Raw genomic sequence first — 21806 nt, forward strand, 5'->3', positions numbered from 1 at the left:
GCAGCCCCGGTCCGCTGCCCCCGAGACCGCGCCGCTTCCCCGGGCGAGTTCCCGCACCGCACCGGCGGGCGTAGCCTGCGCGTCGTGAGGGCTGCGGTGAGCACGCGCTACGGACCGCCCGAGGTGGTCCGCGTCGTCGACGACGCCCCCGAGCCCGAGGTCGCCGCCGACGACCTGCTCGTGCGGGTCCACGTCACGACGGTCAACCGCACCGACTGCGGCTACCGCGCCGCCTCGCCCTTCGTCATCCGCAGCCTGACGGGATGGAGGAGACCACGGAACCCGGTGTGGGGCACCGAGTTCGCCGGCACCGTCGAGCGGGTCGGCGAGGACGTCACGCGCTTCGCTCCCGGCGACCGGGTCTTCGGCTACGCGGAGGGTCGCTTCGGCACGCACGCCGAGCTCGTCGCCGTCGCGCAGACCTCACTCGTTGCCGCCGTCCCGGAGGGGGTCGACCTCCGGCACGCCGCGGCGGCGACCGAGGGCGGCCACTACGCGCTGTCGGCCATCCGTCGCGCCGGGATCACGGCCGGACAGCGCGTCCTCGTCCACGGGGCCACGGGCGCCATCGGCTCCGCGGCGGTGCAGCTCCTCGTCGACCTCGGCGCCCACGTCATCGCCACCGCGCCCACCGCGTCCGTCGAGCTGGTCCGCGACCTGGGACCCCGCCGAGTCGTCGACCACGAGCGCGAGGACTTCACCCGGTGCGGTGAGGTCGTCGACGCCGTCCTCGACATGGTCGGCAAGAGCACCTTCGGCGCCTGCCGCCGGCTGCTCACCCCGACCGGGGTCTACGTCTCGTCCGAGCTGGGTCCGTTCGGGCAGAACCTCGCGCTCCCGGTGCTGACGAGGGTCCGGCGCGGCCGCAGGGTCGTCTTCCCCTTCCCGATCCAGACGCCCGAGGTGCTCGAGCACCTGCGAGCCCGACTCGAGAGCGGCGCCTTCCGTCCGGTGCTCGACCCGACGACCCACCGGCTCGAGGAGATCGTCGAGGCGTACCGGTTCGCCGAGAGCGGCCGCAAGACCGGCAGCCTCGTCGTCACGGTGAACGAGAACTGACGGACCGGAGCGGCGACCAGGACGCCAGGGACGAGGTCGGAAGAGGGTTCAGAACGTCCGACGCATGACGATCCTGGGCATCTTGCTCGCCACAGCGTCGGTGGTGCCGACCTGCTCGAACCCGGCCCGCTCGAACATCGGCTTCGTCCCGACGAACGCCATCGTCGTGTCCATCCGCCCCTTCGGGTCCACGGGGTAGACCTCGACCGCCGGCGCCCCGTTCGCGCGGGCGTACTCGACGGCGCCCTCGATGAGGTGGCGGGTCACCCCCTGCCGCCGGTGCCCACCGCGCACGACGACGCACACGATGCTCCACACCGGCAGGTCGTCGACGGGGCGGATCAGCTTCGAGCCGGCGACGCGCGGGATGTCGGCCCGCGGGCCGATGTTGATCCAGCCGACCGCGGTGCCGTCGCGGTAGGTCACGACGCCGGGCGGCAGCGGCCGCTCGCACAGGGCACGCATCGTCGCCTCGCGGTCACCGTCGCCGAGCTCGCGGATGTCGGCCTGACGCACCCGGTGGGACAGGCACCAGCACGAGTCAGCTCGCCGGTTCGGGTTGATGACGTCGGCGAAGTCCTCGAACCGGTCGGGCGTCACCGGACGGGTCTCCCACCTCACCCCGTCCTCGTCCTTCTCCCGGGTCACCCCCTTGACCCGACGGGCGCGCGTCGACCCGGCTGTCGTCGCTGCCGTCGTCGTCGCTGCTGTGGCCGTCGCAGTCCTCGTCGTCGCGGCCTTCGTCGTCGTCCTCGCACTCCCCGCCATCGGTACCCCTCTCGCTCGGCGACGTCCTGGCAGCCAGCCAACCACCACGCGCCGACACCCGGCGAGAACGCCCCGCACGTAGGGTCGGAGGCGTGCGCATCGTCAGCCTCCTGCCGTCGACGACGGAGATCCTCTTCGCCCTCGGGGCGGGCGACGACGTCGTCGGTGTCACCTTCGAGTGCGACACCCCCGCCGAGGCCCGCTCCCGCACCATCGTCTCCTCCACGACCCTGCCGGAAGGCCTGTCCCCGAGGGAGATCGACGACGCCGTCGCCAAGGCCGTCGCCGACGGCGAGGACCTCTACCGCCTCGACGCCGGAGCCCTCAGCACCCTCGACGCCGACCTCGTCGTCACCCAGGACCTCTGCGCCGTCTGCGCGCTCGACGTCTCCACCGTCGACGACGCCCTGGTCCACCTCGGCTGCACCGCCGACGTCCTCACCATCGACCCGCACACCCTCGCCGACGTCCTCGCCTCGGTCACCACGCTCGGACGCGCCACCGGACGCGAGGAGGCCGCGTCCTCCGTCGTCGCCGGCCTGCGGACCCGCCTCGATGCCGTCCGCGCCCGGGTCGCCGGTCGGCCGCGGCCGCGCGTCGTCGTGCTCGAGTGGACCGACCCGCCCTACGCACCGGGCCACTGGATCCCCGAGATGGTCGAGCTCGCCGGCGGCGCCTGCGTCCTCGGCGTCGCGGGGGAGCGGTCGGTGAGGACGACCTTCGAGGACGTCGCGGCCGCCCGCCCCGACCTCGTCGTCTGCGCCCCGTGCGGCTACGACCGCGCCGGTGCGCAGGCGCAGGCGGACGCCCTCGTCGGCTCGGGCGCCCTGCCCGCCGGCGTCCTGGTCCACGCCGTCGACGCCAACGCGATGTGGGCCCGGCCGGGACCGCGCGTCGTCGACGGCATCGAGGAGCTGGCCGCCGTCCTCCACCCCTGACGTCGAGCTGGGTCAGCGGCGAGGGAATGCGGTGAACGAGCCGGTCAGGGACCGGTCCAGGAGCAGCAGGTGGCTGAAGGCGTCGACGGGCGGGACGGCGTCCTGCTCACCGATGAAGCCGATCGTCACCTTCTTGCTGAGGACCCGCTCCGAAGCGGGGTCGGTCACCGCGATCACCTCGGCGGTGACCTTGACTGGCTGCTCCACGAAGGCGGTCGTGCGGACACCGAACAGGGTCGCGAGCCCCTGGACGTAGTCATGTCGCAGCGGGTTGGAGAGGTTGAAGACGTTGACCTCGCCATCGGCAGGGAAGGCACGCCTGACGTCCTCGAGGCGGAACGTCGAACCGTCCGGCCGCGTGACGTCCTGCTGCTGCCCCAGGGCCAAGAGCTCGGTGAGGTCCACCCGGCTGAGCGCGTCCGGCGCGTCGTCCTCGTGGACGGTCGTCGTCTCTCGCGTGGCCTCGTCGAAGACGAAGGTGGCGCCGAAGGACAGGAGGATGCCGCCGGTCGCGTGGGCGACGAGGTTGAGCGTGCGCAGGCTTCCGGTGGGGAGCAGGGAGACCGCGAAGAGCACGTCGCCGAGGCTCGACACCCCGCGCTGGAGGTCACCGAGCAGCAAGGGCCGGAAGTCGGTCGGAGTGGTCGGCTTCCACCGCTTCGCGGTGACGACCTGTTCGAGCTGGGTCTCCGACGGGACGTCGGGGCCCGCCGCGCCGATGGGGTCGTAGAGCAGCGAGTACCCGACGCCGAACAAGTCCCACTCCTGCAGGGGGACTCCCTCGAGGGTCACCGGTGGGGTGGGGACGGGGGACTCGTCCGCCATGCCGATGAAGTCACGCAGGAGGGCCTCGTTGCCGACGATGGCGTCGAGGGCGATGTTGCCGGTCGATGCGGGCAGCCCGGCGCCGGGGCGGGAGGCCCCCGTGGCGGCGCTGCCCGCTGCAACCCCACCCCCAGCGGAGCCACCGCCTGGCCGTGGCGCCGTGGCGCCGCCGGTCCCGGTGCCCCCCGGCCCGGAACCAGGACCGCCCCCAGCGGTAGCACCGGGTGTTCCGGCAGCGGCCTCCTTCGCCTTCTTGGCGACCTCGTTGATCGCGCCACCCTTGACCCCGTCCGACTGCTCCGACAAGGGCTTGCCGGCGAGGCTGGCGGCGAGGGAGGCGGCGATCTTCTTCTCCTCGACCGCCTTGGAGGCGGCGATCTTGCGTCGCTCGGTGTCAGCGGTCACCGCCACCTCCATCGCCTTGGTCGCCTGCGTGCCTGCGGCCGTCGCACCCGACGAGGACGCCTTGACGCTCTCGGTCGCCAGCTTGACCGTCTCGGCGAGCCCGCTCATGTCGCGGAACATCGCTCCGTTCTGGATGGCCGCGAGGACGCCTGCCGTCCCGGTGGGGTCAGGGAGCGCCGGGGGCTGCGTGATGGCCACCAGTGGCTGGCTGAACCCTCCGGCCTTGAGGTCCTCGGCGGACTGCCGTGACCCCGTCTGGATGGCGGCGATGTCACTGGGTTGCAGCGGGATCGGCGACTCCTGCCAGTTCCAGAACCTCGTGAGGTCGAGCTTCTCGGCAGAGTTGTACCGACCCAGCACCGCCTCGGCGAACACGCCGCCGCTCGAGAGCGGGACGAGGTCCTCCTTCGTCTCGCCGATGGTCAGGCCACGCTCGAGCATGAACTGAGCCCACTCCGTGTCGTTCGTGGTGTCGGTGGCGATCTTGAAGGCGAGGGCGTTCCCGACGATCCGCAGTGGTCGCGGTTCTGCCACCTGGACCAGGGGGACCGTCTCGCCGTCGATGCTGATGCTGTAGGGGCTGAGCAAGCCGGCCAGCATCGCGGCGTCGAGCGTGCGGAAGACGGCCTGGCTGTAGTGGAGGGCGTTGGACGTCAGGTGGTCGACCAGGTTGACGTCGGCACTCGCTCCCTGGAGCCGGATCAGCGGCGTGCTCGTGCTGCCGCGTTCGACGGTGACGGTCGGGAGCTCGAGGGGGAAGAGCACCCCGTTGCGCGCGAGGGTGAGGGTCGCGGTCGCCTCCACGGCCGAGGTCTGCGACGAGCCGCTGAGGCTGATCCGGGCGATCTCCGCGAGGGGCACGCTCAGGCTGAGGTCGGTGACCGTGCTGCCGTCGGCGCGCTGGTACGCGAGGCTGATGGCGTCCCCGGCGGGGGAACTGACCATCCCGTCGACCACGCGGACGTCCGAGGGCACGAACAGCGACTCCGACCCCCGACGCATCGAGCCCGTCCCCAGGATGCTGCTCAGCCGGCGTCCGGCGCCCGCCCACAGCAGCCGGGTCACCTGCCCCTCCTCAGGAAGCGGGCGCGGGGGCCGGTCGGGGGTCGGCGGCGCATCGGTCGCCGTCGGGAGGTCCTCTCCCGGCTCCCCCGTCGGCGCCCGGCGTGCCAGGGCGACCCGACGCATCGTCATGCCGCCGATGACGGCCTCGTCGATCGTGCCCCCGATGTCGGGGAAGCTCACCCGACGCTCCGGCACGATCTCGAGGGTGTCGTAGTTGACCAGGGCGTCGCGCACCGCTGGAGTCAGGGCGACGTCGACGAGAGTCGAGCGGAACCGTCGGAGGAGGCTGTCGTTCGAGAAGTCCACGAGCTTGAACGGCACGAAGACGACCCGCTCGCAGTTGGTGAGCTGGGTCTGGGTCCGGTACACCTGCAGCACCTCGTAGTACTGGACCGTCAGCGCATGCATGTGGTTGTAGTTGGCGACGACGCGCGTCGAGACCTGCTCGTGCTCGCTCTGGCTCACCTCGCGGACGACGGACGCGCGGCGCGTGCGTGCGGAGTGGGCGTGCTGCTGGGTGCGGTCGGCGGCCTGTTGCAGCATCGAGCTCCCGACCTCGCGGCTGCCCGAGGTGGTCGAGTAGCTGTCGGCCGAGGCGGTGGTCTTGGCGATGCTCGCGCTCGCGCCGAAGCCGACCGGGCCGATGCTGAGGCCTCCGCTCGCTCCCGCCTGCTTCGTCGTGGACGTGCTGTTGGTCTCGGAGAACCCCTCCTGGGCCTCACGGGCCACGGCCTCGGTGACCTCGCTGATGCTGCGGTTGCGGCTGACCTCCTGGCTGAGGTCCTCGCTCTCACCGACCGACTCGGTCTGGCCGGCGCTGGTTCGGCGGCTCCAGTCGACGACGGCGATGCGGGTGCTCTCACCCGGTGCGAGCGCCATCGAGTGGAGCAGGTGACCGAGCGTCACGCCCTGCATGAACCACGACTGGTTCAGCGTGAGCAGCGCCCCGAGCCCCAAGGTGGTGAACCCGAAGTCCGGCGCCGCGACGGGGGCGATGTCGATCGGCTGGAAGTCCGAGCTTCCGACATCGACGAGCGGCGGTGCGCCGTCCGGCCGCAGGAGGTGGTCGAGCACGAGCGTCGTGTACTGGACGCGTTCCGTGGGAAAGGCTCCCGACACGGGGAGCAGGTCGCCAGGGGCCTCCGGGTCGACGGTGGCGGCCTGTTCGGGGAAGTAGGCGGCGCGCAGCAGGGCGGTCGCGGCGAGGAACGGTGGGTACAGCGCCAGATCGCGCACGGTGGTGACGTCGAGCGCTGCGGCCAGGGTGCCCGGCACGCCCGCCAGGACGTCCACCGGTTCGTACCGCAGCTCGGCGAGGGGGGTCGTTCCGAGGACGTCGTCACGGACCAGCCCGGCGGGCGGCGACCCGAAGCGCGACATGGCGGAGGTCGGGTCACTCGTCGTGGTCGTGAGCTGCACTGCCGCTGCGAACACTCGTGCGAGGGCGAGGTCGAAGACCGTCTCGACGCCGATGCCCGCGAGCCCGTCGGCGGCCGGCGTGGAGACGCCGAGGAGGACGGTGACGGGCTGCCGGAGGATGTCCTGAGGGGGCAGCGTCCGGAACGCGGTCCGGACGAGGTCTGCAGGCTCGGATGAGGATCCCATGACGTCCCTCCTGCCGAAATCGGGCTCTCCCGACGATAGGGACGTGCCCGACCGGAGGGAATGGCTCGAAAGGATGACGGGGCCGGACTCGGCGGCGGTATCACCCGCACCGGTCCTGCCTCCTCTGCGACATGAGAACCCCCTTCCGCCGGCGGACCGCCCGCCGCAGCCACCACCCGAGCGTCACGTGCGACGCCCTCGGGCGCTGGCACTGGGAGTGCCAGTGCGGCGCAGGGGCCCGCGCCGGCAACGGGGCGACCGACTGGCACTGGATGGTCACCGCCGCCCTCGTCCACCAGGGCGCGAACCCGGGGGAGTAGCGCGGTCCGCGGAATGCCCGCGCAGCCTGCGACGACGGCTGTACGGTCGCGCGCATGGGCCACTCGGACGACCAGATCCTCGACGACTCGGTGCCGAGCGACGAGGGCGCGATGCCACCGGCTGCGTGGTCCCTCGACCAGCGCCTTCTCGTCTGGCAGACCATCTCCGACCGGCGAGCGAGCCTCGACGCGATGATGTGGCAGACGCCGGCGCTCGGCATGGCCGCGCAGGCCTTCCTGTTCACTCTCGCCCTCGGCGCCGATGTCGCCGACGCGAGCCGCGTCACCGCGGCCTTCCTGAGCCTGGTGCTCTCGGCGTTGGTGGTCCAGCTCATGGCCAAGCACCGACGTCACGAGCTGCTCGACGCCTTGCTCCTGCAGCGCATGGAGCAGGAGCTGGGCTTCAAGACCGGTGTCGGGACCACGCCGCACGACCGGCCCGCAGCGCGGCACGCCGACGACTGGGAGACCGCATCGGCACGGCTGGCCCGCGCCCTTCCTGGACCGAGCCGTTTCTGGCAGGCGAGCTCCTTCGAGCTCTGGATGGTCGGGCAGGCGCTGTTCGCCGTTGCCGCTCTGGCCGTCGCCCTGGTCACCCTGACCCCGCTCGGTGAGATCTGGAGGCCCTGATGGTCTGGCTCGATGACGACGACTGGAACCGGGTCGAGAGGTCCATCCCCGTCGCCTGCGTCGATGTCCTACCGGTTCGGTTCGGCGGTGCCGGGGTCGTGGAGGTCGGCCTGATCCGCCGGGCGACGCCCCACCAGGGACAGCGGTGGTGCCTGGTCGGAGGACGAGTGCGACGAGGTGAGTCGTTGGCGCAGTCGGCCGTGCGCGAGCTGACGACGGCGCTCGACCTGCCGCGCCCCGTCGACGTGACGGCGTTCGAAGGTCAGGCTCCGCTCATCGCGCAGTACCTGCCTGATGCCGTCGCGCCGGGCCTGCACGACCCCCGCAAGCACGCCATCGCCATGACCTTCACTGCCGAGGTCCCGACCGTGCTCGGTGTCCGAGGAGACGAGGCGACGTCCTTCCGCTGGTTCGCGCCGGAGGAGCTCGACGCGTCCGTGGTCGGCTTCGGTCAGCAGGTACTGCTCCCCGAGCTCGTCCTCGCCGCCTCTGAGCGGCACGGCACGTAGGCATCGCGGCGACTCACGGCGTCGGACTCCGAGGGTTGGGCGTTCTAGAGCCCTTCGGCCCGCGGCAGAGGGCGGGGCCGGTCTTGTCCGACCCCGACCGACCGAGGACACTCGGCTCCGTGAGCCTGCAGGGAGACAAGGACCGGACCCTCACCGGGGCGGTCGCGGTCGTCGGCATCATCGCCGTCGTCCTCCTCCTGCTGCTCGTCCTCGTCGTCGGCTTCGGGCTCGGGCCGAGCTTCCTCGGCTGAGCCGCTGCCGCCTTCCGCGGCCCCGGACGGGCGCGACACCACCGTCCACCACATGTGGGGGCGTGGGAGGGCCGGGAAGACCCAGATGTGGTGCCTCTGGTGCCACATCCGTCCCACCAGTGGTGCTCCGTCACGCCTCGCGACACGCCGAACCCGTCCCCCGACTCGCCCGGACACCCCCTCTGACCTGCACAAACGCAGGTCCCGACACGACTTTCGCCGATCCGCTTGCGTCGCGCGTCACATCGGGTGAAGATAGGCACAACATCTAGTGGTTACACCGATGTAGTTCGTCCACATGTTGTGCACACGAAATCGGCGTCATCCCCAGGTTGTTCACACCAGTGTCCACCGGTTCGTCCACAGGACGGCCCGCCCGAAGCCCCGGAGGAGGTTCGAGATGCACTGCCCGTTCTGCCGCCACACCGACTCACGGGTCATGGACAGCCGGACCACCGACGACGGCTCGAGCATCCGCCGGCGCCGTCAGTGCCCCGAGTGCAACCGCCGGTTCACCACCGTCGAGACGGCCAGCCTGAGCGTCGTCAAGCGCTCCGGCGCCACCGAGCCGTTCAGCCGCGCGAAGGTCCTCGTCGGCGTCCGCAAGGCCTGCCAGGGCCGCCCGGTCACCGAGGACGACCTCGCCATCCTCGCCCAGAAGGTCGAGGAGACGATCCGCAGCGCGGGCAGTGCCGAGATCGACGCGCACGAGGTCGGCCTGGCCGTCCTCGAGCCGCTGCGCGAGCTCGACGAGGTCGCCTACCTGCGGTTCGCGTCGGTCTACCAGGCCTTCGACTCCCTCGAGGACTTCGAGGGGGCGATCACCCTCCTGCGCGCCGAACGCGAGGCGACGGGGGAGGAGCCGGCCCGGATGGCGGCCGCACCCCCGGGCGACGGCTGACGCCACCCGCGGGCCCACCAGCCCCACCCCGGCCGGACTCCAGGGGGACCCCGGCCCGACGCACCACCGGCACGACCCGCACCAGCAGCAGCACCCTGAACACCCCCAGCACGTCTCCGCAGGTCACCAGCCCTGTCGGACCCCAGCAGGAGAATCGACCTCGAGGTCGCCACCGCCCCCCGTCGGGCAGAAAGAGGGACAGCAATGACCGAGATCGCCGGAGCACGTGCAGGTGCCCGCAAGTCCCCGAAGGGCAAGGGGGTCACCGTCGAGCGCATCTACACCACGCCGGGTGTCCACCCCTACGACGAGGTGACCTGGGAGAAGCGGGACGTCGTCCAGCAGAACTGGAAGACGGGCGTCACGATCTTCGACCAGCGCGGCGTCGAGTTCCCCGACTTCTGGAGCGTCAACGCCTCCACGATCGTCACCACCAAGTACTTCCGCGGCGCCGTCGGCACCCCCGAGCGCGAGACCGGCCTCAAGCAGCTCATCGACCGGGTGGTCCTCACCTACGTCAAGGCCGGCAAGGAGTTCGCCTACTTCGGGTCCGAGGAGGACGCCGAGATCTTCGAGCACGAGCTGACGTACGCCCTGCTGCACCAGGTGTTCAGCTTCAACTCGCCGGTCTGGTTCAACGTCGGCACCAAGAGCCCGCAGCAGGTCAGCGCCTGCTTCATCCTCTCGGTCGACGACTCGATGGACTCCATCCTCAACTGGTACAAGGAGGAGGGCTTCATCTTCAAGGGCGGCTCCGGTGCCGGCCTGAACCTCTCGCGCATCCGCTCCTCCAAGGAGCTGCTGTCCTCCGGTGGCACCGCCTCCGGCCCGGTCTCCTTCATGCGCGGCGCCGACGCCTCCGCGGGCACCATCAAGTCCGGTGGCGCCACGCGCCGCGCGGCCAAGATGGTCGTCCTCGACGTCGACCACCCGGACATCGAGGAGTTCGTCGAGACCAAGGCGCGCGAGGAGGACAAGATCCGCGCGCTGCGCGACGCCGGCTTCGACATGGACCTCGGCGGCAAGGACATCGTCTCCGTCCAGTACCAGAACGCGAACAACTCGGTGCGCGTCACCGACGAGTTCATGCGCGCGGTCGAGGAGGGCAAGGAGTTCGGCCTCACCTCGCGCAAGGACGGCTCGGTCATCGAGACCGTCGACGCCCGCGAGCTCATGGGCAAGATCGCCAAGGCCGCGTGGGAGTGCGCCGACCCGGGCATCCAGTACGACGGCACGATCAACGACTGGCACACCAACCCCGAGACCGGCCGCATCACCGCATCCAACCCGTGCTCGGAGTACATGTCGCTCGACAACTCCTCGTGCAACCTGGCCTCGCTCAACCTCCTGAAGTTCCTGCGCGACGACGACACCTTCGACGCCAAGACCTTCCAGAAGGTCGCCGAGCTCGTCATCACCGCGATGGACATCTCGATCTGCTTCGCCGACTTCCCGACCGAGCCCATCGGTGACACCACGCGTGACTACCGCCAGCTCGGCATCGGCTACGCCAACCTCGGCGCGCTGCTCATGGCCACCGGCCACGGGTACGACTCCGAGGGTGGCCGCGCCATCGCCGCGTCGATCACCTCGCTGCTCACCGGTGCCGCCTACAAGCGCTCCGCCGAGCTCGCCGCGGTCGTCGGCCCGTACGCCGGCTACGCCCGCAACGCCGACGCCCACAAGCGGGTCATGCGCAAGCACGCCGCCGCCAACGACGCCGTGCGCACCATCACCACGATGGACAAGGACATCCACCGCGTCGCCACCAAGGCGTGGGACGACGTCGTCAAGCTCGGGGAGAAGAACGGCTACCGCAACGCCCAGGCGTCGGTGCTCGCCCCCACCGGGACGATCGGCTTCATGATGGACTGCGACACCACCGGCATCGAGCCCGACTTCTCGCTCGTGAAGTTCAAGAAGCTCGTCGGTGGCGGCTCGATGCAGATCGTCAACCTCACGATCCCGCGGGCCCTGCGCAAGCTCGGCTACACCGAGGAGACCGTCGAGGCGATCGTCGAGTACATCGCCGACAAGGGCCACGTCATCGACGCCCCCGGCCTGAAGACCGAGCACTACGAGGTCTTCGACACCGCCATGGGCGCCCGCGCCATCTCGGCCATGGGCCACGTGCGGATGATGGCGGCCGTCCAGCCGTTCCTGTCCGGCGCCATCTCCAAGACGGTCAACCTCCCCGAGACCGCGACGGTCGCCGAGATCGAGGACGTCTACATCCAGGGCTGGAAGATGGGCCTGAAGGCGCTCGCTGTGTACCGCGACAACTGCAAGGTCGGCCAGCCGCTGTCCGACGGTGGGTCCACCGCCAAGGACGCCGCTGCCGACAAGGTCACGGCTGCGCTCACCGCCGCGCAGAAGGAGATCGTGGAGAAGGTCGTCTACCGGCCCACCCGCGAGCGCCTCCCCAAGCGTCGCGGCTCGCAGACCACGTCGTTCACCGTCGGTGGGGCCGAGGGCTACCTCACGGCCGGCACCTACGAGGACGGCCGCCTGGGCGAGGTGTTCCTCAAGTTCGGCAAGCAGGGCTCCACGCTCGCCGGCGTCATGGACGCCTTCTCGATCGTCACCTCGGTCGCGCTGCAGTACGGCGTGCCGCTGGAGACGTTCGTCGAGAAGTTCACGAACATGCGCTTCGAGCCGGCCGGCATGACCGACGACCCGGACGTGCGGATGGCGCAGTCCCTCATGGACTACGTGTTCCGCCGGCTGGCCCTGGACTACCTCGACTTCGACACCCGGTCGTACATGGGCATCCACTCGGCCGACGAGCGCGCTCGTCAGCTCGAGACCGGCTCGTACGCCCCGGTCGTGGACGAGTCGGGCGAGGACCTCGAGGAGGAGATCGAGTCCTTCAGCCAGGGCATCGGCGCCTCGTCGAAGAAGTCGTCCGATGAGGCCGCGGCTCAGGTCGCTGCTCCCGCCGCACCGGCGGGGGAGCCGGGCACCTCGCTCGACGCCTCGACGGTCACCTCGGGCGCCGGCGCCGCCTCGGCCCGTGAGGTCTCCTCGGAGATCCACTCCTCGGCCGACCTGCTCGCGATGTTCGGCGACTCCAAGGCCGCCGACGCCCCGATGTGCATGACCTGCGGGACCAAGATGCGGCCCGCCGGCTCCTGCTACGTCTGCGAAGGCTGCGGAAGCACCAGCGGCTGCAGCTGATTCCTCAGATCTCACGACAGGACCCGGGCGGTAGCAACCGCCCGGGTCCTGTCGCGCTTGACAGAAAGGATTCGAACCTCCCTGCCTGGACTTACAGCAGATCTCCGGGACCCACGCGCCCTCTATTCCTGTTTCAGAGTCCTGTGGTTGTCAGGCACATCCTCGACGGTGCCTCATCGCGATCCGAGGCCAGCGCGAGGCTCAGATTGCGTCTGCGTGTGACCCGCACGTCCACGGGCGGCAAAGGCGGGCATACGGTTGAAGCATGAACTATCGCTACCTCGGCAACAGTGGACTCAAGATCTCCGAGATCACCTACGGCAACTGGCTGACCCACGGCTCGCAGGTGGAGAACGATGTCGCCACTCAGTGCGTGCGCGCCGCGCTCGACGCCGGCATCAGCACCTTCGACACCGCGGACGTCTACGCCAACACCAAGGCTGAGACCGTCCTCGGCGAGGCGCTCAAGGGCGAGCGGCGCGAGAGCCTGGAGATCTTCACCAAGGTCTACTGGCCCACCGGCCCCGGCGGGAAGAACGACACCGGCCTGTCCCGCAAGCACATCATGGAGTCGATCAACGGCTCCCTCACGCGCCTGCAGACCGACTACGTCGACCTCTACCAGGCCCACCGCTACGACACCGAGACCCCGATCGAGGAGACGATGACGGCCTTCGCCGACGTCGTCCGTCAGGGCAAGGCGCTCTACATCGGCGTCAGCGAGTGGACCGCCGAGCAGATCCGCGAGGGCCACCGCCTCGCCCAGGAGCTGAACATCCAGCTCATCTCGAGCCAGCCGCAGTACTCGATGCTGTGGCGCGTCATCGAGGGCGAGGTCGTCCCGGCGTGCGAGGAGCTCGGCATCAGCCAGATCGTGTGGAGCCCCATCGCACAGGGCGTGCTCACCGGCAAGTACGTCCCCGGCCAGCAGCCGCCGGAGGGCTCGCGCGCCGCCGATGAGAAGGGCGGCGCCGACATGATCAAGCGGTTCATGAACGACGACGTCCTCACCCGCGTCCAGGCGCTCAAGCCCGTCGCCGACGACGCCGGCCTGACGATGGCGCAGCTCGCCGTCGCGTGGGTGCTCCAGAACAAGAACGTGGCCGCCGCCCTCGTCGGGGCGTCGCGCCCCGAGCAGGTGGGGGAGAACGTCAAGGCCGCAGGCGTGAAGCTCGAGCCCGAGCTGATGAAGCGCATCGACGACGTCCTGGGCGACGTCGTCGAGCGCGACGCCGGAAGAACTGCGGATAACGCGCCGAAGACCCGCGTGGCCTGACGAGAGGCGCACGAAGGGCGTGCCACGGGTCAGGGTCCCGTGGCACGCCCTCCTCCGCTGCCTCAGTCGTGGACGGGGACCGGGGCGGGTCGGCGGGCCGGAACGGGGAGGTCGGCGCCGCCCGGCAGCCAGCGGACGGCACCGGCGGTCGCGGGGTTCGATCCGTAGACGAGCAGGGCGAGGAAGACGCCGTAGACCGGCAGGTGGCCCACGAGCTCCGTCTGGCCGAAGAGGAACAGGGTGGCGTTGAACGGCACCATCGCGACGAGGACGGCGACCTGGGGGAAGGCGCCCGAGATGACGAGCAGCCCGAAGAGAAGCTCGACCCCTCCGGCGATGACGACGAAGACGTCGGTGGGGACGGTGAGGCCGACGACGCTGAAGACGTTGAGGGCGGGGAACTGCTCGAGCGTCGCGCCGGCCATCGTCGGGTTGGTGAACTTCTCGGTGAAGGCCAGGGCGATGAGCGCCACCCCGACGCCGGCGCGCAACGCGAACAGGGCCCAGCGCAGCTGGCTCGCCGAGAGGGACGCGGCACCGTGGCGGTCAGCGCCGGCGGGTGCGATGACGAGGAAGGCCGCCACCGCAGCGAGGTTCGCGCACTCGAGTAGCGCCATCGGCCCGGTGAACAGCGACATGATCGGCCCCAGTGCGAGGGCGAGCGTGGCGGCCCATCGCTGCCGGTAGCCGGTGATGAGCCACACGCCGAGGCCGGCCTCGACAAGCAGGAGCGCGGACCCGCCGATGCCGTGGAGGTCGTCGACGCTCGGGGTGACGAACGACCCCGACGCCGCGAGAGCGAGCAGTGCCACGCCGAGGTGGATGCCGAGCAGCCTGGGGACCCACGGGGTGAGGTCGCCGAGGCGTGCGAGCCACGGCAGCTCGGGTCGATCGATCCGCAGGGCCACGACGCGCCACACCACGGCGACGACCACGACGAGTGCCGTCACGACGAGCGGCAGCGGCCGCAGGAAGAACGACCAGTCGCCGGCGGCGGAGTCGACGAACCAGCGCTCGTGTGCGGGAAGGGCCAGGGCGGGGGACATGCGGTGGGTCTCCATCGGTCGGCGTGATCGGGACACAGCGGCCGGTCGTGCGGCATCCCACCGGCCACACGACCGGCACCACCGAACCTACGAGCCGCGGCCGCCCTCGGCTCAGGGCCAAAGGTCCCGAGCTCGTGGGACCAACGTCGGCGCGTTGCCGCTGGTGGCGCCGGGCCGGAGAACCAGTGAGCTGCCTCGGTGGACCATGCACTGTGGGGGTGGTGTGGGACCGGCGTGGGTGGGGTCGGCTCGGCCTGCGGAACAGGCTGGTCGGTATCGAGAACCGACCGAGCCGAGAGGGCCAGCCATGAGCACCACCGCGTTCAGCACCACCCCGACCACCGACCGTCCGTGGGTCCACGAGATGGTCATCATCCACCGCGCGTTCCGCCGGGAGTTCACCCTCCTGCCGCGCCTGATCCGCGACGTCAGGAGCGGTGACACCGAGCGGGCGGCGACGCTCGCCGGCGCGCTGCGCCTCGTCCTCGGCGGGTTGCACCACCACCACACGGGCGAGGACGTCGTCCTCTGGCCGGCGCTGCTCGAGCGGGCGGCGCCGTCGACCGGGCTCGTCGAGACGATGCAGGCGCAGCACGAGGTCGTCGACGCCACGATGGAGCAGGTCCAGCCGCTCCTCGACGCGTGGGAGCAGGACCCCACCACCGCGCGCGGAGCCGAGCTCGCCGACCTCCTCGACCGCCTCGCCGCAGCCCTGTTCGAGCACCTCGACCTCGAGGAGCGCGAGATCCTCCCGCTCGCCCAGCGGCACATCACCGTCGCGGAGTGGAACAGCCTCGGCGAGCAGGGCATCGAGGAGATGGACCAGAAGCAGCTGCCCATCCTCTTCGGCGCGATCCTCGAGGAGTGCAGCCCCGAGGAGCGCCGGGCCATGCTCGCCAAGCTCCCGCTGCCGGTGCGCATCGTCCTCCGGACGATCGGCGCGCGGCAGTACCGCCGCTACGTCAGCCGCGTCCGCGGGCAGTGACGTCGGCGACGACCCGGGCGGCGAGCTGCGCGACCTGGGCGGCCGTCATCGAGCGCCCGACCTCCCACGCGGTGAGGAAGTCGCTCTCGCCCAACGCATCCCGTGCCGCCACGAGCCCAGCGTCGGCCGTCTCGCGCGACGGTGGGAAGTGGGGGTCGACCGCGGTCGAGGCGCCCAGGGTCGCCGCGGCGCCGAACAGCGTCGCGGCGGCCGCGGGCTCGCCCGACCGCGCGGCGACCCCGGCGAGGGCGGGCACCGCGTAGCCGAGGGTCCAGGTGAGGCGGAGCGGCCACGCGACCTCGAGCGACTCCCCGAGGAGGGAGGCGGCACCCGTGTCGTCGCCAAGGGCCTCGCGTGCCGTCGCCACGGTGTTGAGCGTCGTCGCCAGGGTGAACTCGTTGCCGAGGGAGCGGGCGTCGTCGAGCGCCTCGGAGAGCAGCGCGTCGGCCTCCTCGACGTCGCCGCCCACCAGCGCCGCCTGCCCCCGCCCGATGAGGGAGTGCAGGTCCATCCAGCGCTGCGCCGTCGGGTCGGTGAACTGGAGGTCCGGTCGGAGGAGCCGCGCGGCCTCGCCGAGGTCGCCGGCGAACACGGCGGCCAGGCCGGCGAGGACGCTCGCCTCGCCCTCCAGCTCGGCGGCACCGAGCCGGCCCGCGATGGGGAGGGCGACCGCGCCCTCGCGGCGCATGCCGGGGACGTCGCCGACGACGAGGAGCAGGCCCATCCGGCCCACGGCCGCCCACGCCACGGCCTCGTCCGTGCCGGCACCGTCGAGCCGCTCGAGCCACCCGAGCCCTTCACGGGCGTACCCGCGCAGCCCGAGGTAGGTCCACGCCGACATGGCCAGCCGCGCGGCGTCGACCTCCCGCTCGAGCTCGAGGAGGCGGAGGAAGGCCGAGCGGAGGTTGGCGTGGTCGGCCTCCAGACGGTCGAGCACCGGGCCGATGTCGCGGTCCTGCAGCCGTCGGTGGGCGGCGACGGTGGCGTCGAGGAAGTGCGCGGCGTGGCTGCGGGATGCGTCGAGGGCGAGGCCGGCCGCCTGCGCGCGCACGGCGGCGTACTGGCGGACGGGCTCGAGCAGCCGGAACCGCGGGACGCCGTCGGGCGAGGGGAGGGGGACGACGAGGGACTGCTCGACGAGGGAGGCCAGCGCCGGGAGGACGTCGTCGGCCGTGCCGTCGCCACCGGAGGACCGCACGACCGCCTCGACCGAGTCGAGCGAGAACCCTCCGGAGAAGACGGACAGCCGCGCGAGGAGGTCGGCCTCCTCGGGCTCGAGGAGGTCGATGCTCCAGTCGAGGACGGCCGTCATCGTGCGCTGGCGGTCGGGGAGGTCGCGTGGACCGGCGCCGAGGCCCGGGTCGGCGCCGCGGTGCTCGAGGCGGGCGAGGAGCGCGCCGGGCGAGAGCACCCGCGACCCGGCGGCGGCGAGCTCGAGCGCCAGGGGGAGTCCGTCGAGGTGGCGGACGATCGCCGCGAGGGCCGCGGCGGTGTCGGGCGTGACGTCCACCCGGGCACCGGCGGCGGACGCGCGGTCGACGAACATCGCGACGGCGGGGGACGCGACCACCGAGGCCGGCTCGTCGTCCTCCGGGAGGGTCAGCGGACCGATGTGGACCTCGCGCTCGGCGCGCACGCGCAGTGGCGCTCGGCTCGTCGCGACGACGGTCAGTCCGGGGGCGCGAGCGAGGAGGTCGGCGACCACCGGCGCGGCGCCCAGGACCTGCTCGAGGTTGTCGAGGACCACGAGGACGCGGCGGCCGGCCAGGTGTGCCGCCACGCGGCCGACGAGGTCCGCGGAGGCCTGCACCCCCTCGGCCACCCCGAGGGCTGCCGCGACGCGAGGGAGGACGAGGGCGGGTTCGCGCACGGCCGCGAGGTCGACGAACACGCTGCCGTCGGGGAACGAGCCGACGGCACCGGCCAGCACCTCGGACGCCAGCCGGGTCTTGCCCACCCCGCCGGGACCGGTCAGCGTGACGAGGCGCTCGGACGGCGAGGTGACCAGGCCGAGGAGTCGGCGCACGTCCTCGTCGCGCCCGATCGTGGGGGAGGTCGGTGAGGGCGCGGACGACGTGACGGCTCCGGCGGACGGTGACGCCGCTTCATCGAGCGGTGACGGGGAGGTGGGCGAGCGGCGGGGGACGGACGCGAGGAGGTGGGCGCGTTCGTCGTCGTCGAGGCCGAGGCCGTCGGCGAGGGAGCGGACGGTGTGGGGGTAGGGCCGCCGGCGCTCGCCGCGCTCGAGGGCGCCGATGGCCTTGGCGGTGACACCGGAACGGTCGGCGAGCTCCTCCTGGGTCAGTGAGCGCGACTCGCGCAGGCGGCGCAGCGCGACGGCGAACCCGCCCGGTCCCGAGTCCGCCTCCACGGTGCAGACGCTAGTGCGTGGGAGAGGCGACCGGTGAGTGGTTCTCGTGCGCGCAACGTCGACGGCCTCGCTGATCGCTGCGCGGAGGGGGTGGTCGCTCGAGCGCTCGCGGCCTACGCTGCGATGAACCCGGAGGTCGCCGTGGAACGTGTTGCCGTGTCGAGCCTGGTTCCCGGGCAGACGATCGAGCTGACCGGCAGTCAGAAGCTGTGGGACGTCACGAAGACTCCGTGGCGCGAGCTGGTGCCGCCCGCTCGGCTCCGGGTCCTCGAGGTGGTCCGCATGGCGAGCGGCTCCACCGAGGGCCGCCAGCCGTACGAGGTGACCCTTCTGGCTGACGACGGGGCTCGGGTCGACCTCGAGGTGGCGGACGGTGAGGAGCTCGTGGCCGTGGTCCCTCACGACGACGCATGGCCCGCCGCGGGACACTGACCCCGGTGTAGGGGTGGTGTGGGGGGCCTGTGGGTGGGGCGGAGCGCGGCCCTCGCGGGACCGTGGACGTGGCGGCACGAGGCCGCTCCCGACGGAAGGACTGACCATGACCGCCACGACCAGCACCCGCTCCACGAGGGGCGCGACCCCACCCGCCGCCCGGGCCGCGACGTACGGCCGCCACATCTCGGGCGTGCTCGTCGCCACCTTCACGCTGTCGGTGGTGCACACCGTGTACGCGTGGGTCGAGGGGATCGAGGACCCGACGTTCACCGTGACGACGCCGCTCGCGTGGGGCTTCTACGCCGTGGCGTTCGCGATGGCGGCGCTCGCCCGGCGGGACGGGCGCGGGGCGCAGCTGGGTGTCCTCACGTTCCTGGCCGTGGTCCTGGCGATCGCCGTCTTCTACTACCCGACGACCTTCGGACCCGAGCAGCAGACGGTGTTCGGCTGGTTCGAGAACGACGTCTACATCGGGTTGCTCGTCGTGGCGGCCTACCTCGGCGTCCTGCGCTGGCGGGGCACCGTCCTCCGCCCGGCCTGAGCTCCCGCGCCGCGAGCAGTAGACCGCAGTAGACCGCCACGAACGCACGAGCAAGGCCCCGTCCGCTGCAGCGGACGGGGCCTCGTGCGGCGCAGGGGCCGCGGGTTCGCTCAGAAGGTGGCCGCGATCTTCTCGATCTCGGGTGCCTCCACGAGCGGGCTCTGGTGGGCGTGGCGCAGGCCGAGGGCGCCGAGGACCAGGAGGACCGCCGAGCCGACGAAGGCGGCGATGGCGGCCCACATCGCGATGGAGGCGATGGTGCCGAAGGCGTAGGCGTTGAGGAGCATGCCCCGCAGCGTCGTGCCCATGAAGAGCGACTGGCGCAGCTGGCCGAGCTCGGCGGTGGCCTCGGAGGTGGGGTCGGCCTTCATCGCGGCCATGTACTCACCGGAGACCTGCGAGTAGGTGCGGCCGTCCGACGACTCGTCCATGTGGACCTGGATGTAGTGGTCGGCGTAGGCCTTGGCCTGGGCGCCGGTGGTGAGCGGCTGGCCGGCGTACTGGGCCAGGTTCGCCTTCATCTCGGGCGTGGTCAGGGCCGCCGCGGCGGGCATCGTGATCTGCTGCGCGGCGAGCTGGTCGGTGACGTTCGTGCTGGCGAAGGACGAGGCCCAGGTGAGCAGCCCTCCCGCGACGATGAGGACGGCCGCCATGCTGATGCCGGTCCAGGAGATGAGCTTGTCGAATGCGCTGCGCATGGATCTCGTGTCCTTCCGAGGGCCGGTCTGGTGGACCCTCCGTTGTTCTCTTCGGTGTGGTTCCACCGTACTACTACGAAACGTAGTGGATGACACGTCCGGGTGTTCCGCGCGTCACACCGGCCGGGCGGGGGTGCTGGCGTGGCGACCGCACGCCGCTCTACGCTGCACGTCTCGGGGCACAGGAAGGTCACAGGATGGAACCGGTGGTGACGGTGCGCGACCTGCGGATGCGCTACGGGGACCACGACGTGCTCACCGGGGTCGACTTCGACATCCCGGGTGGCGAGGTCGTCTGCCTCCTGGCGCCCAACGGCGCGGGCAAGACGACGACCATCGAGATCCTCGAGGGGTTCCGGATCCGCTCGGCAGGCGAGGTGTCCGTCCTCGGCCAGGACCCCGCGGAGGCCGACGAGGACTGGAGGGCGCGCACGGGGGTGGTCCTGCAGTCGTGGCGCGACCACCCGCGGTGGACCCCGCGCCGGTTACTGACCCAGCTCGGCGGCTACTTCGAGCCCTACTCGACGCCGGAGCGACGGCGGCCCCACGACATCGACCTGCTCCTCGAGACGGTCGGCCTCACCGAGCTCGCCGACCGCAAGATCGCGACCCTGTCGGGGGGACAGCGCCGCCGGCTCGACGTCGCGGTCGGCATCGTCGGGCGTCCCGAGCTGCTCTTCCTCGACGAGCCCACCGCCGGCTTCGACCCCCAGGCGCGGCGCGAGTTCCACGAGCTCGTGCGCAACCTCGCGGTCAGCGAGGGGACGACGATCCTGCTCACCACCCACGACCTCGACGAGGCCGAGAAGCTCGCCGACCGGGTGCTGGTGCTCGCCGCCGGGCGGATCGTCGCCGACGACACCGTCGACGGGCTGGCCCAGCGGCTCCAGGGCGAGTCGCGGGTGCGCTGGTCGGTCGGCGGGGAGCGCCATCACGATTCCGTTCCCGACGCGACCGCGTTCGTGCGCGCCCTCCTCGACGAGCACGGCGACGCGGTCCGCGACCTCGAGGTCCGCCGCGCCAGCCTCGAGGACGCCTACCTCTCCCTCGTCCAGCAGCACGAGGCTGGACACGGCGAGGCCGCGGCCAGGCTCTTCGCGGAGGTGGCCCGATGACGCCCGTGCGCCACGCCATCAGGCTCGGTCTCCGGCGCGGCTGGACCGAGTTCTCGCAGAGCATCCGCAGCACCCAGGACCAGGGCTTCTACCTGTTCACGGCCACGGCGACGGTCGGGTACCTGTTCCTGCGGCGCGACAGCGAGGTCGAGGGCACCGACCTGTTGCTGCCCTCGGTCGCGCTCCCGAGCATCCTCGGGGCGCTCATCGCGTTCGGGGTCGTCATCGGGCCCGCGTACGCGCTCGCGATGGAGAAGGAGGACGGCACCCTCCTGCGGCACAAGGCCGTGCCGCACGGGCTGCGCGGGTACTTCACGGGGCAGCTGCTGTTCCAGTCGCTGTCGCTGCTGCCGCAGATGGTCGTCATCCTCGTGCCGAGCTTCCTGCTCTTCGACGACCTGATGGCGGAGGCGTCGGGCTGGCTCACGGTCGTGTGGGTGCTCGTGCTGGGGCTGCTCGCGACGATGCCCATCGGGATGGTGATCGGCAGCCTCGTGCCGAGCACGCAGAAGGTGGGGACGTGGGGGATGCTGCCGGTCATGGTGCTCGCCGGCATCTCGGGGATCTTCTACCCGATCCAGATGCTGTGGGGCTGGGTCCAGGTCGTGGCCCAGGTCTTCCCGATGTACTGGATCGCGCTCGGGATGAGGTCGGCGTTCCTGCCCGACGATGCTGCGGCCCTGGAGGTCGGCGGGTCGTGGCGGACGACGGAAACGGTTCTCGTGCTGGGGATCTGGGCGGTCGTGGGCACCCTGCTCACACCCATGGTGCTGCGGAGGATGTCGCGCCGTCAGGCGGGGTCGCAGGTCGAGGCGGCGCGCGACGCCAGCCTCCAGTGGGTGCGCTGAAGGGCCGCCTGTCGGGGTGTGGTCCGCCGTGGGTCTCG

The 21806-nt window shown here is 71.5% G+C and carries 19 protein-coding genes; 14 read left to right on the forward strand and 5 right to left on the reverse strand.

Translation table 11 applies throughout. The features are described from left to right. Positions 1-84: 84 nt before the first annotated feature. Positions 85-1059, forward strand: coding sequence for an NAD(P)-dependent alcohol dehydrogenase (locus tag ACFWN3_RS17495; protein ID WP_377641816.1), 975 nt, complete (start codon positions 85-87; stop codon positions 1057-1059). 48 nt (positions 1060-1107) lie between these two features. Here ACFWN3_RS17495 and ACFWN3_RS17500 read toward each other — a convergent pair whose 3' ends face one another. Further along, a complete protein-coding gene (locus tag ACFWN3_RS17500; protein WP_377641818.1) occupies positions 1108-1827 on the reverse strand; it encodes a GNAT family N-acetyltransferase in 720 nt (239 codons plus the stop codon). A 92-nt stretch (positions 1828-1919) separates the two neighbouring features. On the opposite strand from ACFWN3_RS17500, the gene ACFWN3_RS17505 reads away from it, so the two are divergent. After that, on the forward strand, positions 1920-2765 hold the full coding sequence (locus ACFWN3_RS17505; RefSeq protein WP_377641820.1) for a cobalamin-binding protein: 846 nt from the start codon (positions 1920-1922) through the stop codon (positions 2763-2765). 12 nt (positions 2766-2777) lie between these two features. On the opposite strand, the gene ACFWN3_RS17510 is transcribed toward ACFWN3_RS17505, so the two are convergent. Next, positions 2778-6665, reverse strand: coding sequence for a hypothetical protein (locus ACFWN3_RS17510; RefSeq protein WP_377641822.1), 3888 nt, complete (start codon positions 6663-6665; stop codon positions 2778-2780). Positions 6666-6796: 131 nt separating this feature from the next. On the opposite strand from ACFWN3_RS17510, the gene ACFWN3_RS17515 reads away from it, so the two are divergent. The 7 genes from ACFWN3_RS17515 (at position 6797) to ACFWN3_RS17545 (ending at position 13729) form a co-directional block, all read left to right on the forward strand. Next, on the forward strand, positions 6797-6985 hold the full coding sequence (locus ACFWN3_RS17515; protein WP_377641824.1) for a hypothetical protein: 189 nt from the start codon (positions 6797-6799) through the stop codon (positions 6983-6985). 54 nt (positions 6986-7039) lie between these two features. After that, positions 7040-7615, forward strand: a complete 576-nt coding sequence (locus tag ACFWN3_RS17520; protein ID WP_377641826.1) for a hypothetical protein — start codon at positions 7040-7042, stop codon at positions 7613-7615. Further along, positions 7615-8124, forward strand: coding sequence for a DUF4916 domain-containing protein (locus ACFWN3_RS17525; protein ID WP_377641827.1), 510 nt, complete (start codon positions 7615-7617; stop codon positions 8122-8124). Before ACFWN3_RS17520 ends, ACFWN3_RS17525 begins: the two co-directional genes overlap by 1 nt. Positions 8125-8243: 119 nt before the next feature. Then, on the forward strand, positions 8244-8375 hold the full coding sequence (locus ACFWN3_RS17530; RefSeq protein ID WP_377641829.1) for a hypothetical protein: 132 nt from the start codon (positions 8244-8246) through the stop codon (positions 8373-8375). Between the two features lie 400 nt (positions 8376-8775). Beyond that, complete coding sequence (gene nrdR, locus ACFWN3_RS17535; protein WP_377641830.1) at positions 8776-9276, forward strand: transcriptional regulator NrdR; 501 nt, start codon at positions 8776-8778, stop codon at positions 9274-9276. Between the two features lie 204 nt (positions 9277-9480). Continuing rightward, on the forward strand, positions 9481-12453 hold the full coding sequence (locus ACFWN3_RS17540; protein ID WP_377641831.1) for a vitamin B12-dependent ribonucleotide reductase: 2973 nt from the start codon (positions 9481-9483) through the stop codon (positions 12451-12453). 265 nt (positions 12454-12718) lie between these two features. After that, positions 12719-13729 carry an aldo/keto reductase family protein gene (locus tag ACFWN3_RS17545; protein ID WP_377641833.1) on the forward strand — a complete coding sequence of 337 codons (1011 nt, stop codon included), beginning with the start codon at positions 12719-12721 and terminating at the stop codon, positions 13727-13729. 62 nt (positions 13730-13791) lie between these two features. On the opposite strand, the gene ACFWN3_RS17550 is transcribed toward ACFWN3_RS17545, so the two are convergent. Continuing rightward, positions 13792-14775: a hypothetical protein gene (locus ACFWN3_RS17550; protein WP_377641835.1), complete on the reverse strand. Its 984-nt coding sequence runs from the start codon at positions 14773-14775 to the stop codon at positions 13792-13794. Between the two features lie 307 nt (positions 14776-15082). Here ACFWN3_RS17550 and ACFWN3_RS17555 point away from each other — a divergent pair, with 307 nt between their 5' ends. Then, positions 15083-15760 carry a hemerythrin domain-containing protein gene (locus tag ACFWN3_RS17555; RefSeq protein WP_377641836.1) on the forward strand — a complete coding sequence of 226 codons (678 nt, stop codon included), beginning with the start codon at positions 15083-15085 and terminating at the stop codon, positions 15758-15760. Here ACFWN3_RS17555 and ACFWN3_RS17560 read toward each other — a convergent pair. Next, positions 15738-18131 (reverse strand): ATP-binding protein, encoded by a 2394-nt coding sequence (locus ACFWN3_RS17560; RefSeq protein ID WP_377641838.1) that lies wholly within the window; start codon positions 18129-18131, stop codon positions 15738-15740. The two genes, ACFWN3_RS17555 and ACFWN3_RS17560, sit on opposite strands and share 23 nt — an antisense overlap. Positions 18132-18254: 123 nt before the next feature. Here ACFWN3_RS17560 and ACFWN3_RS17565 point away from each other — a divergent pair, with 123 nt between their 5' ends. Together ACFWN3_RS17565 and ACFWN3_RS17570 are read left to right on the forward strand one after the other, a co-directional pair. Further along, entirely contained in the window at positions 18255-18563 is a 309-nt protein-coding gene (locus ACFWN3_RS17565; protein ID WP_377641839.1) for a hypothetical protein, read from the forward strand. A 106-nt stretch (positions 18564-18669) separates the two neighbouring features. Continuing rightward, positions 18670-19107 (forward strand): hypothetical protein, encoded by a 438-nt coding sequence (locus ACFWN3_RS17570; RefSeq protein ID WP_377641841.1) that lies wholly within the window; start codon positions 18670-18672, stop codon positions 19105-19107. Between the two features lie 110 nt (positions 19108-19217). Here the strand turns inward: ACFWN3_RS17570 and ACFWN3_RS17575 are convergent, their stop codons facing one another. Beyond that, positions 19218-19805, reverse strand: coding sequence for a hypothetical protein (locus ACFWN3_RS17575; protein ID WP_377641842.1), 588 nt, complete (start codon positions 19803-19805; stop codon positions 19218-19220). A gap of 197 nt (positions 19806-20002) precedes the next feature. On the opposite strand from ACFWN3_RS17575, the gene ACFWN3_RS17580 reads away from it, so the two are divergent. Beyond that, the gene (locus tag ACFWN3_RS17580; protein ID WP_377641843.1) at positions 20003-20920 is read left to right on the forward strand and encodes an ABC transporter ATP-binding protein; all 918 of its coding nucleotides are present in this window, start codon (positions 20003-20005) and stop codon (positions 20918-20920) included. Further along, complete coding sequence (locus tag ACFWN3_RS17585) at positions 20917-21768, forward strand: ABC transporter permease (RefSeq protein ID WP_377641845.1); 852 nt, start codon at positions 20917-20919, stop codon at positions 21766-21768. The genes ACFWN3_RS17580 and ACFWN3_RS17585 overlap by 4 nt, the downstream gene beginning before the upstream one ends. The last annotated feature ends 38 nt before the right edge of the window (positions 21769-21806 follow it).

Origin of the sequence: Oryzobacter terrae (assembly GCF_042756445.1) — a bacterium.
Lineage (GTDB): Bacteria > Actinomycetota > Actinomycetes > Actinomycetales > Dermatophilaceae > Oryzobacter > Oryzobacter terrae.